The sequence below is a fragment of the Nocardia sp. NPDC004568 genome (assembly GCF_040609955.1).
In the GTDB taxonomy this organism is placed as follows: domain Bacteria; phylum Actinomycetota; class Actinomycetes; order Mycobacteriales; family Mycobacteriaceae; genus Nocardia.
In genome coordinates this window covers 1-13,383 of the sequence record NZ_JBEXLL010000117.1, presented here as the reverse complement: position 1 = coordinate 13,383, position 13,383 = coordinate 1, and the positions used below count along the sequence as shown (strand labels likewise).

At 66.0% G+C, this 13,383-nt stretch carries 10 protein-coding genes and 3 pseudogenes; 6 read left to right on the top strand and 7 right to left on the bottom strand.

From position 1 onward, the window contains the following. The first annotated feature begins 337 nt into the window (after window positions 1–337). Window positions 338–2,134 (top strand): long-chain fatty acid--CoA ligase, encoded by a 1,797-nt coding sequence (locus ABZV91_RS30735; RefSeq protein ID WP_355249237.1) that lies wholly within the window; start codon window positions 338–340, stop codon window positions 2,132–2,134. Window positions 2,135–2,442: 308 nt separating this feature from the next. Here the strand turns inward: ABZV91_RS30735 and ABZV91_RS30730 are convergent, their stop codons facing one another. Both ABZV91_RS30730 and ABZV91_RS30725 read right to left on the bottom strand, forming a co-directional pair. Beyond that, window positions 2,443–3,072, bottom strand: coding sequence for a Uma2 family endonuclease (locus tag ABZV91_RS30730; protein WP_355249236.1), 630 nt, complete (start codon window positions 3,070–3,072; stop codon window positions 2,443–2,445). Window positions 3,073–3,228: 156 nt separating this feature from the next. Then, window positions 3,229–3,579 (bottom strand): annotated as a pseudogene (locus tag ABZV91_RS30725) (transposase); the annotation flags it as partial. Between the two features lie 219 nt (window positions 3,580–3,798). Between ABZV91_RS30725 and ABZV91_RS30720 the strand changes: the two are divergent. Further along, a complete protein-coding gene (locus tag ABZV91_RS30720) occupies window positions 3,799–5,112 on the top strand; it encodes an alpha/beta hydrolase (protein WP_355249235.1) in 1,314 nt (437 codons plus the stop codon). A gap of 46 nt (window positions 5,113–5,158) precedes the next feature. Here the strand turns inward: ABZV91_RS30720 and ABZV91_RS30715 are convergent. After that, window positions 5,159–6,666: pseudogene (locus tag ABZV91_RS30715) on the bottom strand (MFS transporter). Window positions 6,667–6,958: 292 nt separating this feature from the next. On the opposite strand from ABZV91_RS30715, the gene ABZV91_RS30710 reads away from it, so the two are divergent. The 3 genes and pseudogenes from ABZV91_RS30710 to ABZV91_RS30700 all read left to right on the top strand — a co-directional run bounded on the left by ABZV91_RS30710 (window position 6,959) and on the right by ABZV91_RS30700 (window position 9,676). Beyond that, window positions 6,959–7,054, top strand: a complete 96-nt coding sequence (locus ABZV91_RS30710) for a DUF427 domain-containing protein (protein WP_355249238.1) — start codon at window positions 6,959–6,961, stop codon at window positions 7,052–7,054. 322 nt (window positions 7,055–7,376) lie between these two features. Then, window positions 7,377–9,021, top strand: a pseudogene (locus ABZV91_RS30705) (iron-containing alcohol dehydrogenase); the annotation flags it as partial. A gap of 217 nt (window positions 9,022–9,238) precedes the next feature. Then, window positions 9,239–9,676, top strand: coding sequence for an SRPBCC family protein (locus tag ABZV91_RS30700; RefSeq protein ID WP_355249234.1), 438 nt, complete (start codon window positions 9,239–9,241; stop codon window positions 9,674–9,676). Here the strand turns inward: ABZV91_RS30700 and ABZV91_RS30695 are convergent. From ABZV91_RS30695 to ABZV91_RS30680, 4 genes are all read right to left on the bottom strand, one after another. Continuing rightward, window positions 9,562–9,966, bottom strand: coding sequence for a MarR family transcriptional regulator (locus tag ABZV91_RS30695; protein WP_355249233.1), 405 nt, complete (start codon window positions 9,964–9,966; stop codon window positions 9,562–9,564). The two genes, ABZV91_RS30700 and ABZV91_RS30695, sit on opposite strands and share 115 nt — an antisense overlap. Before the next feature lie 181 nt (window positions 9,967–10,147). After that, entirely contained in the window at window positions 10,148–10,900 is a 753-nt protein-coding gene (locus ABZV91_RS30690; protein WP_355249232.1) for an integrase core domain-containing protein, read from the bottom strand. Window positions 10,901–11,403: 503 nt separating this feature from the next. Beyond that, the gene (locus ABZV91_RS30685) at window positions 11,404–11,529 is read right to left on the bottom strand and encodes a hypothetical protein (protein ID WP_355249231.1); all 126 of its coding nucleotides are present in this window, start codon (window positions 11,527–11,529) and stop codon (window positions 11,404–11,406) included. A 62-nt stretch (window positions 11,530–11,591) separates the two neighbouring features. Continuing rightward, on the bottom strand, window positions 11,592–11,963 hold the full coding sequence (locus tag ABZV91_RS30680) for a hypothetical protein (RefSeq protein WP_355249230.1): 372 nt from the start codon (window positions 11,961–11,963) through the stop codon (window positions 11,592–11,594). A gap of 343 nt (window positions 11,964–12,306) precedes the next feature. Between ABZV91_RS30680 and ABZV91_RS30675 the strand changes: the two genes are divergently transcribed. Continuing rightward, window positions 12,307–13,200, top strand: a complete 894-nt coding sequence (locus ABZV91_RS30675) for a hypothetical protein (RefSeq protein ID WP_355249229.1) — start codon at window positions 12,307–12,309, stop codon at window positions 13,198–13,200. Window positions 13,201–13,383: the final 183 nt, after the last annotated feature.

Here is a 13,383-nt window from a genome sequence, read left to right as displayed (position 1 = left end):
CAACCACCACCGAAGACATTCCGCGCTGGGCTACCAAACCCCGGCCGGATACGCTGCCACCTGTATCCACCGATAACCGACTCTCACTCCCGGTGGACCACATCACGGGGACCCGTCAAAGGCACCCGGTCCGGATGTGAGGATGTGAATTGCCAGCGCAGGGACCGCTCGTGATCCCGCTGCTGGACGCCCTGCGACCAAGGACTTTGGTCCTCGCGTAGGACTGCCGACAGCCATAGCCGCGCCGATGTAGTGCGGTTCATACTCGGCTGTGCGCCGCTTCCTCAGGTCGAGCGCACCGTGCGCCGTCGGGCAGCGTCGCCGACGAGGAGCGATCATGCACGAGTTCGGACTGCCACCTCTGTACAACGTCCGCCCCGACGCGAATCTCACCGACTTGATCGAACGCATCGCCGAACAGTATTCCGACATCGCGGTGGTCAGTCACAAAGTGGACGGCCGATGGCATCATCTGACCGCCGCCCAGGTCCGCGCCGAGGTGTTGGCGACGGCCAAGGGGCTGATCGCGAACGGGATTCAGGCCGGCGATCGGGTGGCCGTCATGTCCCACACCCGCTACGAGTGGACGCTGCTGGATTTCGCGATCTGGTGGGCCGGGGCGGTCACGGTTCCAGTATACGAAACGTCCTCCGCCGAACAGGTGCAGTGGATCGTCTCCGATTCCGGTGCGGTGGCCATCGTGACAGAGACCGACCACCACACGGCTGTCGTCGCCGACGTGCGGGACCGGCTACCGAAATTGATGCACACTTGGCAGATCGATGCCGACGCCGTCGCGACCCTGAAAGCGGACGGCGCACGAATCAGCGACACCGCCGTGGCCGATCGCCGGGCGGCCTTATCGGCCGATCAACTGGCGACGATCGTCTACACCTCCGGCACCACCGGCCGGCCGAAGGGCTGTCAGCTGACCCACGGTAACTTCCTGGCCGAGATGGGCAACATCACCGCCCGGATGCCGGCACTGTTCCGCACCGGCGAGTCCTCGGTCCTGTTGTTCCTGCCCTTGGCGCACGTGCTCGGTCGGATCGCCGAGATCGCGGCGGCGTTCGTCCCGGTGGACATCGCCCACGTCGGCGACATCAAGGATGTCACCGCGGAACTAGGGGCATTTCGTCCGACGCTGATCCTGGGTGTCCCGCGCGTTTTCGAGAAGGTGTACAATACCGCCCGCGCACAAGCCCAACTAACCGGTCGGGGCCGGGTCTTCGATCTGGCGGCTACGACCGCGATTGCCTACAGCCACGCTCGGGACAGCGGCCCGATCCCGATTCTCCTCCGAATCCGGCATGCGCTGTTCGACCGCCTGGTCTACCGCCGACTACGCGCCGCGCTGGGCGGGCGTGCCACGCATGCGCTTTCCGGCGGCGCCCCGCTCGGCGAACGGCTCGGCCACTTCTACCGCGGAGTCGGATTCACCGTGCTGGAGGGCTACGGCCTGACCGAGACCTGTGCAGCCGCCACGTTCAATCCGGACGACCGGCCGAAAATCGGGACGGTCGGCCAGCCGATACCCGGCTCCTCGGTCCGTATCGACGACGACGACGGTGAAATCCTGCTGCGAGGACCGAATGTGTTCACCGGATACTGGAACAACCCAGACGCCACCGCCGACGCTTTCCGGGACGGCTGGTTCGCCACCGGAGACCTCGGCACGCTCGACGACGACGGATACCTCACCATCATCGGACGCAAGAAGGAAATCATCGTCACCGCCGCCGGCAAGAACGTCGCTCCCGCGGGGATCGAAGACCGCATCCGCGCTCACGCCGTCATCGGCGAGGTGATCGTTGTCGGCGACAGTAAGCCGTTCGTCAGTTGCCTGGTCACCATCGACAACGAGCACTTCCCCACCTGGAAAAAGCTCAATGGCAAACCCGATGATGCCACCGTCGCCGATCTTGCCGCCGACCCCGACCTGCTCGCCGCGATCCAGGCAGCCATCGACGATGGTAACCAATCCGTTTCCCAAGCCGAGGCCGTCCGCAAATTCCACCTGCTGCAAACCGACCTCACCGAGGCCAACGGTTATGTCACCCCGTCGCTGAAGCTCAAACGCAACATCGTACTACGTGACTTCGCTACCGAAGTCGACGCAATGTATAGCGGATGAGTGTGGTCGGCGATGGATGAGAAAATTCAGGGGAAGAACCGGGCAAGCACTCGCGAGCCTCCGTTGCGCCTCGGCACGCCGCAACCACGCCTTCGCCTCCTCAACTGCGTCCTCGGCCGGATAGGCGGTTCGCAATCGGAAGCATCGCGCTCGGCTAACCCGTCTCAGCCGCTCACCACGCTCATCGAGCAGGACCACTGATCCCAGCACCGCCTCGGCGTTGCCGACCTAGGCCGCATTCTCCGGAGGGGGATACAGCGGCTATCCGCAGAGATCGAACTGCGGAAACGCTGATTCCGGACTATCCGTCAGGGGCGATGGAGGGCGTCGAAGGTGATGGCGAGGGTGACCGGTGTATCGAGGACCAGAGCGGTGTGATGGACCTTGTGCGGCATGTAACGCAGTCCGGACCAGTCGAGTCGGTATTCCTCGATACGGTCGATGGTTTCCCAGCTCTTGTCGAAATGGACGATCAAGTACCCCGGAATACCGGCCCGTGCATACAGTTTGTGCTTTTCGGAAGTGTCTGCATCGACCGTGCTCTTCGAGGCGACTTCGACAATCAGGGCGATATGATCTCGGACGGTGTTCACGTCGTACGGGTCGCAGTCGCGGATGAAGACATCCGGGTAGCGGATGTTGAGTTGGTGGTCGTCTCGGCGATCGTCGGCGTCGGCGAAGCGGACAGCGACATCGGATCCGATGCGTAAGCATGGGCCGGCGGGGTCGCGAGCGTCTTCCAGGGCGGCAGCCAGGCGCCGCACGACGCGGCTGTGCGCTTCGCTCTGCGCCATCAATCGCACAACGAGGCCATCCACGATCTCGACATCACCGAGGGAATCCGGTTCGGCATTCAGGAATTCTTCGGCGGTGACCCGAGGGTGGTCGTCGGGATGTGATGCCGTCACGGTCAGCTCCTTGTGGGGTAGAGCGGCCATTCACAGGGATGGACTGCGAACATGCCGGTCGAAGATATCAGTTTGTCTCGATGTACTCGCTGCGGCTACTGGCCGATGAGTTCTTGCAGGGCAGAGCCGTGTGCGTCCATGGTCTGGAGGTCGGCGGTACGACCGGACTGCGCCCGGTCAGTGATCCCCTTTTTTCGCCCGCACGCTCGCCGCGTCCAGGATCGCCGCGCTCCAGTCGATGTCGCCGGCGGCGCCGAGCCGGTCGAGTATCTCCCGGTGCAGTGCGTCGAACACCCCGGCATCAGCCCACACCATGAACCGGCGATGCGCGGTCGGCACGCTGACCCCGAACGACGGCGGCAGATGCCGCCACGCGCACCCGCTGGTCAACACGAACACCACGGCGGTGAACACTGCCCGCTCATCCACCGGAGCGGTCCCGCCGCCCTACGGCCTGGGCGTGAACTCGGGGAGCAGCGGTTTCACGATGTCCCACAACGCATCCGGAACCAGTCTCTGAGCAAGCCGGTCGACCACGGGTCACATCATGCCGGACAACGAATTACACCCACGTAAGACGTCCTCTTATCGGAAAGCCGATGCGCTCCCTGCCGGATTCGGCCGAACGGCCCTCGCTTGTTTCTGGTCCCGCCCCGACCGGCGTCGGTGGTCTCCAGCCGGTAGCCGAACCACTCCTACACGCCGCTCGTGTAGCGACCGATCCGGGCGCGGTTCGCCGAGGTCACCGGAGCACGAGTGGGGTGCTGTGGACCAATCAGGTCGGAGTCGACGAACTCGCCTCCCGTATACCCGAGGAGCTGCCGACGGCCGATCGGACAGGTGCGAAAGTCCCGAGATCGAGAGACCGGCGACCCGAATGCGCCGGACGTTGCGCACTTCCGGCCGGATACAGACATCCGCGATTCTCGATATAGCTTGTCGGCTGTCGGTAGCGCGGCGCGAGAGCGTTTCGCTGCTCATGACGAGCAGCCGGACAGTCGATACGACGTCAGGAGTTCAAATGCCGCAGCGGCGGGAGTTCCTCCAGCGCTTCCGTCCGGCTGGAACCGGTCACCCGGCGTGCCCGGCGATCGGATCGGCGACGCGCGGCCGAACCGGCGCCCGGTGTTCTCGCTGCTCCGCTACCCGGGACCCGTTTCGCCCCGGCATCATCTCTGTGCGGTGGAAGTCGTGAACGAGAAACAGTCGCCACAGCGCAGTCACCCGCGCCTCCGGTGGCGGTCGGCCGTGGTCGAGGGCCGCCCCGCTCGCTATGCGGTCGGTGGGCTCGGCCCCCGCGTGCTGTTCCTGCACGGCTGGGGCATCGGCGGCCGGCCGTATGCGCGCCCGCTCGAACAGCTCGTCCGCATGGGTATGCGCGTGTACAGTCCGGCACTGCCCGGATTCGGTGGAACGGCCGGCTTACCGGTCGCTGACCGGACCCTCGCCGGCTACGCGCAGTGGGTAGGCCATTTCGCGGAGACGGTCGATCTGGCCCGACCGGTGACCGTCGTCGGGCACTCCTTCGGTGGTGGCGTCGCGATCAAAGCCGCCCATGACCTGACCGACCTGGCCGAACGGCTGGTACTGGTGAACTCGATCGGTGGTTCGGCATGGACCGACGGCCGCGGAGTGGTGCGCGCGCTGCGCGAACGTCCGCTGTGGGATTGGGGCCTGCACCTGCAGGCCGACCTGCTTCCCCGCCGCCAGGTGACCCGGGTCCTGCCGGTGATCCTGCGCGAGGCGATGCCGAACATGTTGCGGCACCCGACCGGGGTGTGGGAAACCGCCCACCTCGCCCGGACCGCCGATCTGGCCTCCGAACTCACCGCGCTGGCCGAACGGCGGCTCCCCATTTTCGTGGTGTGGAGCGCGCGGGACACGGTCATACCCGAATCGACCTCGATGTCGCTGCGCACCGCGCTGGGCGACCCGCACGCCATCACGGTGCCCGGCGGGCACACCTGGCTCATGTCCGATCCCCATGCCTTCGGCGAGCTGATCACCAACGTGATCCGCGAACCCGTCATCGGCCCTGACGTCGGCGCCGACCGGACCACGGCGGAATGAACAGTTCGCGGCGCGCGGTAGGGCGCGTCGCCGACCGGTCTCGCCGTTATCGGGTCCGGCTCGTTCCGGTATCCGAGTCGGCGGATCTCTCGCGACGGCGGCGCACGAGTAGCAGCGCCGCCGCCACGGCGAGTGGAAGGAAGCCGACAGTCGACATAGTGAGCCGAAGAGCCGCGGTGAAGTCCACATCGAGGTGTAGCCCGGCCGTATGCCGCAGCAGATTCGGGTCGTATCCGGCGCCTGCCGGACCATGCGCCGGCGCGCTGCGCCGGCGTCGACAGCTTGTTCGGCTCGGGAGGCGGACAGCTGCCGCGATTCCGCGGCCGCCAGCCATTCACGTCGGAAGAAGACATTGAGCAGCAGGAGGTAGACCGTGGGGCCGAAAGCGTAGCCGGCCATCCCGAAGGCCGACTGGACGGAGGCGAAGGTACCGGAACGACCCGGCGGCGCCTCGGACAGTACGGTTTCGGAGGCAGCGGTGGAGGTGACGAGCACTCCGAGGTTGCACAGCCAGACGGCCACCACCAACAGCCACAAGGCCATGGTGGGCTTCACGGTTCCCGCCATCAGGAATCCACTGGCCGCGAGCAGTAGCAGACCCGTGATCAGCACCGGACGGGGCCCGTATCTACCCACCAGACGCCCGGCCAGAACCACGGCGCCGGCGATCAGCAGGGTACCGGGTAGGTACAGCAGACCGATGGCCTGTGGTGACAGTGTCAGCATTTTGCCGCCGAATTGCCCGAGTACGACCCCGAGCCCGGCGGCGAGGAAGTTCAGGGTGAGGGTCGCCGCCAGCGCGACACCGAACGGGGCGCTGCGGAACAGCGACAGATCCAAAGCGGGTTCGCAAGTGCGTCGTTCGTGGATCACGAACAGCACGGCCACCGCCCCGCTGACCACCAGCGGCAGCCAGGTCTGGGGCCGGGAAACGCCTTTCTGCGCCGCGGCGAGGCCGACGAGGAGGCCGAGCAGGGTGAGACCGACCAGCGCCACGCCGACCACGTCGAGCCGGCGCCGCTGCCGGACCGGCGCTTCCGGTACGTAGACGGCCGTCAGCCACAGTGAGAGCAGCGCGAGCAGGGGCGCGATCGAGAACAGGGGCCGCCCGTCGACCGCGGTCACCAACCAGCCCGCGAATACGGGGGTCACCCCACACAGGATCATTTCCACCGCCATGAACACCCCGATGGCCGCCGGTCGCCTCTGCTGTGGCACCGATGTCTTCAGCAAGGCCAGCGGCGCACCCAGTAGCGCTGTCACCCCGACTCCGGCCAGGACGCGCATCACCAGCAGATAACTGTATCCCGGCGAAAGCATGGAAAGCAGGTCCGCGGCCACCACGACAGCCAGTCCCAACATCAACAACCGTTTGAGTCCGAACATATCCCCGAGAGCTCCCGCAGCCAGCACAGCGGCGGCCGTCACCAGGGTCGCTACTCCGCCCAGCAGTCCGACGAGTTGTGCTGGAACGTGCAGTGCCCGGCTCACCTGCGGAAGGTTGAGCCCGAGTACGAGCGGGTCGACGACCGTGACGGTGAACGCGATGGACAGTCAGAGAACGGTCGGCAAGCTGGTCGTGTGAGCCCGTGACCGAACCATGCGCACTCCCACCTCCCGTGCTCGGCCACACCGCATGGGCGGTGTCGCCGCCACCCAGGCTCGGAGTGCGTCGCGCCTGCACGCGGTCGGTATCTTCTGTTTCCGGGCGACCCGTGTATCACTGGACCCCGATCCCACCATCGCGCACCGGCCCCGGCCGCCGGCTGCCATGATCGGAATCCGTGGAAGGGCCGTGCCGGCTACTACACCGTGATAGTGGGCGACGCCGAGCCGTTGATCGACGCTGCTTGGTTATTACCCCGAACCGAAACCCGAAGCCGCTGAGATCGAGAACTACGTCGCCTTCTACAAGAATCGCGTCGAGATCCTCGACAACTGACAGTCCCGCACTCGGGCGACCCCGCCGCGGTGCACCCCGGCAAGACCCGGTGAGCCCACCTGGTTGCCGCGGTCGTAGGGCCCCGTCGGTGGGACGGTTCCGCCTGTTGACCGGTTGATTGTTCTGCCCAGGCGCGCTGGTGGCAGTCGGGTGATCGGTACGAACCGCCGGGTGGAAATATGTGGATGATCCGGACTCGAGGTGCAAACCCAGATCTCGAAGCCTTTCGCCTGCAGGGTTTCGGAACGCGATCCAGAGCAGCGGCCCCGTCCGGTGCTGATACGCGCTGCCGGGTGCCGCGCCGCCGCCACGGCGAGTGGAAGGCTTCACCGTCGGCGAGTCGGTCAAGGTGCTCCTGGCCCCCCTGCCGTCGGATCTCGACCGGCTCGCCGCGCACCCGCTGGTGCAGGAGAAACTGATGCCGGTCCTCGGTCTTGTCCGCGCCCGCGATGTCCGGCACGGCATTGCGGCCGCCGTTCTGGTCACCGAGCACGGCGGCCTCGGCCACACGTCCGCGGTCTACGCCCGGGACCAGGCCGTGATCGACGCATACGGGCTGGCCGTGCGCACCGGCCGGATCCTCGTCAACGCGCCCACCGCCGTCCGGGCGCTCGGCGGGATCTACAACAACCTGACCCCGACCTTCTCCCTCGGGTGCGGCACGTGGGGTGGATCCAGCACCACCGAGAACGTCAACTACATGCAGTTGCTTATATCAAGACAATTTCGCATCGGCGCACCCCACCGCAGTGGTTCCGCGTGCCGTCCAACACCTTCTTCAATGCCGGCGCGCTGGAGAATCTGCGCGACGTCGCCTGCACCGACGTGGTGGTGATCACCGATGCGATCGGCGAACAGCGGGGTGTCGTCGACGAACTACGCCGTCACCTGCGCGCTCAACACGTCAAGGTGTTCAGCGAGGTCGAACCCGAGCCCGACGGGGCCACCGTTCGCCGCGGCGTCGCGCTGCTTACGGAATTTCCTCCGGATCTCCTCGTCGCAATCGGCGGCGGCTCGGTGATCGACGCAGCCAAGGCGACCAGGCTGTTCTACGAGCACCCGGAGAAGGAACTCGAGGAACTGACCCTGCCGTTTCTCGACCCCCGCAAGCGCATGGCCGACTACCCGCAGGACCCCACCGGCTCCGGCTGGTGGCCATACCCACGACCGCCGGGACCGGATCGGAGGTTTCGCCCGCGGCCGTTCTCACCGTCGCCGGCCGTAAGGAGACCCTGGTCGACTACTCGCTGGTGCCGGATATGGCGGTCGTGGACCCGCTGCTCACCATGTCCATGCCGCGCACTCTGACAGTCGACACCGGCATCGATGCGCTGACCCACGCGTTGGAGGCGGCCGCCTCGGTCTTCGCCTCGCCCTACACCGACGCCTTCTGTGTCCAGGCCGCGCGGCTGATATTCGATGCGCTGCCGAGGGTGTACGACGATCCGCACGACCTGTCCGCGCGCACCGATATGTCCAATGCCGCCACACTCGCCGGTCTGGCGTTCTCGAACGCATTCGTCGGGACGAACCATGCGCTCGCGCATGCCGTCGGAGCCCGATTCGGCATCGCCCACGGCCGGGTGAACGGGGTGTTCCTGCCGCACACCCTGCGGTACAACGCGAGCGTGCCCACGAAGTTCATGCCGGCACCGGGCTATTCGGCCTACGTCGCGCCGGACAAGTACGCCCAGCTCGGGCGGATCGTGTTCGGCGGCCACGAACCCGAGGAGAGCCGCCGCCGGCTCTTCCAGGGCGTCGAGGACCTGCTGCGCCGGACAGGCGTGCCCAGCACGCTGCAGGAGATCGGCGTTCCCGAAGACGAGTTTCTCGGGGCGCTACCCGAGCTGGCGATGACCGCGTTTCGAGATCTCAGCAACCGCACCAACCCGCGAATGCCCCTGATCAGCGAGATCACCGATCTGCTCCGGGCCGGCTATTACGGGGAGCGCCGCGATTCACGCTGACAGCGCCGACGGAATCCCATGGCTCGGCCACCTGGCCGACCTGGCGAACTCTGCTGATCAGCCCGACGGCAGGGCACAAAGACTCCAGGCGACGCCGTGTCACGGGAGTACTGTCAGGAACGGATGCACCGGGAACGCCGCCACCGTTAGGAGATCGTTCTCATGTCCGATACCGACATCGCATCAGAAACGGTGCGTGCCGCCGGGGATGGCGGCTGTGCCCACTGATAGCGCCACCGAAACCGTGCGCCTGCACGCGCCGGTGGCGCGGGTACTCGAGACCATCCGCGATCTGAAAAGCCAGCCGGAGTGGATTCCCGAGATCCTCGAAGCCGACGTGCTCGAGGTGGACGAGCAGACCGGTCTGCCGGTGACCGCACGGTTCAAGGCGTCGGCGACCGTCGGCACCGACACCTACACCTTGACCTACCGCCACCGCGGCGACTGCATGAGCTGGTCGATGGTGGAAGGCCGCATGCAGACCGGTCAAGAAGGCCGCTACCAGCTCGAAGAAGCCGGCCCGGATATCACCTCGGTCACCTACCAGCTGACCATCCACCACAACTTGCCGCTACCGGGTTTCATTCGTAGTCGGGTGATCAAAGGGCTGGTGAGCAGCACGCTCAACGGGTTGCGTACGCGAGTCGAAGCGTGAATCGGCGGTCCCCCGCAGCTGCACAGTGGGGCCTGGTGTAGGAATGGGGGTTCGTTTCGGCGGAACACACGCACAGCGGAGCCGGATCGGCAGTTTGCCGATCCGTCAGTGTGGTGGTCGGGTTCGGCCCACGGAGCAGGTCGGATTCGATGCGCACATCGCGGCTCATCCTCTTCTGCCGCCTCCCGCAGCCGGTCAACCAAGATCTGCCGGCGGCTGGACGCCTGCCGCCGGTCGGCCGGATCTCGGGTGCGCGCAACGTACCCGGCCTGTTCGAGCCGATCGATCATGGCAGTCACGGCCCCCCGCGCGTGATGCCGACGCGCTGTGCCAGCTGCCCCCGAGTCTGCGGGTCTGAGGTTCCCCTGCATTGCTGGAGAGCGGGGGTTCCTCTGTGTTTGTCAAGCGGCTGGTTCGCTCTTCGTCGTAAGCTGCGTGGTGGCGGGTTCCGGGAGTGACTTATCCGAAGAGTCAGCTTGTCCCGCGTGAAGTAGTTGGCAGGTTTTCGGTCTCGGGAAAGTTGGGGAGCAGGGGGTCGGCGGCACCGAGGTGGACCTCGGCAGGCCGGTTCCAGGCGATGGCCTCGTGCGGGCGGACGGTGTTGTACTCGATCCGGTAGGAGTCGGCGTGTTCGACGAGGGCCAGTACATCGTCGATCTCCTCGAGGAACAGGCGCTCATATTTCAGCGACCCGAACCCACGTTCGCGTGACCCGTTCTGCCCCGGGCTGCGCACCCGGGTCCGCACATGCCGCAGTTCGGGATGAGCGGTGATGAACGCTTCGAATCGGAACGACCGGAACGGTCCGCCATTGTCGATTACCACTGTTACCGCCGGTAGTACTCCGCCGTTCGGATCGTGCCTGCAGGCTTGGATCAACGGCCGCCCGAACATGTGCTCGTAGTCGGCCAGGGCGAGCTCTACCGCGGTGATCGCGTCGTGCTGGTTCGCTGTCGGCGAGACATGCCATCGGTGCTCGTATCTCGACCAGTAGTCCCGGCATCCGGCGATCCGCCAAGTTCCGCCCGTCGTGGTCTCGAACTCGCTGAAGTCCAACTGCCACACCTGATTCGGTCCCGTGGGCTCGACGGCGAACGCGGCCCTGCGGCGTTGGGCAAGCTGACGACGTTCCCGCTGATAGGCCGCCGGCAGCAGCAGCCCTTCATCGCGCAGCAGCCGCAGCACCGTCGCCTGCGACACCCGATACCCCTCGAAACGGCACATCGCCCACACTTTGCGGTGTCCTCACGCCGGATGCGCCAGCGCATGCCGGCGCGCAGCGTCTCGCACGGTTTCCCGGGCCGGTCGCGGCCACGGCCCCTTGCCGAGTGAACCGGCACGCGTTCGGGCCTGACGACGCCGCCAGGTCCGTTCGGGCACGCCGATCACCTGGCAAAACCTCGTGGTCGGCATGCCCGCGGACACGCGGATCACCTTGAGGTCCTCGAAGGGCCCAACCGGCCCTCCGCGGACTTCTTCCACACCCGCGCCTCCAGATGGCAAAACGACAACCACGTGGGACCGAGATGCGGACGGCTGATGCCGAACGGACACAACCAGTGCCACCCTGCACAAGTTCGGGAGCCTGCGGCCCCGTCGAACCGAGCTCAGATCCAACGAAGTTCAGGGGCTCTCGCCCACTTTCGGTGGTGGCCGGTGGTTTCAGGCCAGGGCCATAAGGTGGCGCGGTAGCGGGAATCCGGTACGGCATACCAGTTGTCGTTCGATCAGTCCGGTTTCGGGTTCACGCCTTTCGACGGGGCTGTTGCCGTAGTCGGGCCGAGTCCGGCCAGGACGGCGTAGTAGTCGTGGTCGATCCAGCGTAGGAACAGGTCGAGTTCGGATGGTGCCACGGCGCGGGCACCGGCAATCTGGTCGTCGAGGTCACGATCGAACTGGCCTCGAGCACCGTCGCTCAGAACTGTCGGCGTTCGTACCAACGCTGAAAAGCCGCCGCCGTCAACGCGAGCGCGCCCACGGGAAGGTAGTAGATCAGGACAGCGAACACCGAGTCCGTCGCCGGTGACGCCAGCAGCGAAATCAGCAGAACCACCAGGGCTGCCATCCACGAACACCGACGAAACCCCGGTATCGCGGGCACGACGCAGAGAAGCACCGGTACCGCCAGCAACACAACCAACTCGGCGCCGTAATGAGTGAGCACCGACTCGCCGCAGGCGGCATCCATGTTCACGACTTCACACGAAGAGATCTGATACAGCGGCTCGGCGGCAACGAACACACCACCCCAGACCGCCGTCGCGCCGGCCAGGATCAACCACACCATCCGCGGCACCATGATCCGATTACACCCCGTACCCGCTCGGGCTCGCACAACGACCGCGGCGATCTCCAGGGCCACGAGCCGCAGCCACTGCGTCACCAGAGTCGGCGGATACAGATTCTCGCACGACCCGTCAGCGCGGCGCCGAGCTGTTCGCCGGGGCGGCGAGGACGCCGAGCATGTGGTCACGGGCACAGTTCTCGGGCCGGTAGGTCGAATGGGCAACGGAGTCGTACTCCGCTGCTGCCGGAGCCGATTGCGCTGATCGCGACGGTGCCGCCCGATCATCTCGACGATAAGTTGTACGGATCGGCCGAGATGTTGGCCGCCTGGAAAGAGGAAAAGCATGAACACCTGGGGCGATCTGGACCCTTCCACACGGAAGGCACTCCTGCGGGGCGAACCTGCCGGCGATCCCGACATCGATCGGATCGGGAGGGCGTATGCGGAGGAGAAGCTCGGACGTTCTCAGCTCCGGATGTTCGTGATCGGTATCCCCATCGGCTTGGTCGTGGGTCTGCTGCTGGGGCTGTGGATGGCGATGGGCAGCCTACCGGCTGTGGCTGTCGCGCCCGTATTGATTACCTTCTGGCTCGGCTACTGGTTCGTCGAAACCCGCCGCAAGCTGGCGCTGATCCGTCTTTTGAACGTCAGTCATGGGGAACCCCGGGTACCCGTCGCGCCCGGGGCGCCGGAGAGGCTGGAGATCAGGGTGCCGACTGTCGGTGTCCTGCGAATGATGCTGCCGTTTCTCGGGGCTTTCGCGCTACCGGTCGCCGCAGGACTGCTGTTCTCGATACCCGCGATTGCCGTGGCGGCCGTGGTCCTGGCTATCCCGGTAATCGCGTATCTCGGCTATTTGCTGAGCTGGTCCCTCCCCGGACACCCGACCGTCATCGACGCAGACGGCGTGCATTCGCTGAGGGATGAGGTGTCGGTTGGCTGGGAAGCCGTGCGTGAGATCAGAGTGGTCCCGCTCCGCGCGACAGCCGCGGACAGCCGGCAGGTTATTGCCTTCATGCTCCGCGACGACCAGATCTACCTGCGCCAACTCCCGAGGTGGCAGGCATTGCTCGCCAGAATGAACAAGAAGACCTACCTCTCTCCACTGGTCTTCATGGACGGCTTGATCGATAAGCCGATCGAAGCGATCGCCGCATCGGCGGCCGCCCTGTCGGGCATCCCCGTATCCATGGCACCGTTACCCGCGCCGGACCGCGATGATCGAGCCGCGTCGTAGCCGCCCGAACACTGCACTCGACGACTGTCGACGCGCCGCGAGTCGATCAGGACGGGGAACGACTCGGCGACACTCATCGCTCACGGAACTGGCGGGTACCCGATAATGCGTCCACCCGGAAATTGAGTCCGGGTCGTTCGGTTGGTGTTCAGTCGATCCCGCAGGCCACCGGATGGTGGGTGC

Coding starts and splice junctions, on each gene's coding strand:
- ABZV91_RS30695 (WP_355249233.1), bottom strand. CDS start 9,966: ATGATCGATCGGCTCGAACAGGCCGGGTACGTTGCGCGCACCCGAGAT.
- ABZV91_RS30675 (WP_355249229.1), top strand. CDS start 12,307: ATGAACACCTGGGGCGATCTGGACCCTTCCACACGGAAGGCACTCCTG.
- ABZV91_RS30735 (WP_355249237.1), top strand. CDS start 338: ATGCACGAGTTCGGACTGCCACCTCTGTACAACGTCCGCCCCGACGCG.
- ABZV91_RS30680 (WP_355249230.1), bottom strand. CDS start 11,963: ATGGTGTGGTTGATCCTGGCCGGCGCGACGGCGGTCTGGGGTGGTGTG.
- ABZV91_RS30690 (WP_355249232.1), bottom strand. CDS start 10,900: ATGTGCCGTTTCGAGGGGTATCGGGTGTCGCAGGCGACGGTGCTGCGG.
- ABZV91_RS30730 (WP_355249236.1), bottom strand. CDS start 3,072: ATGGCCGCTCTACCCCACAAGGAGCTGACCGTGACGGCATCACATCCC.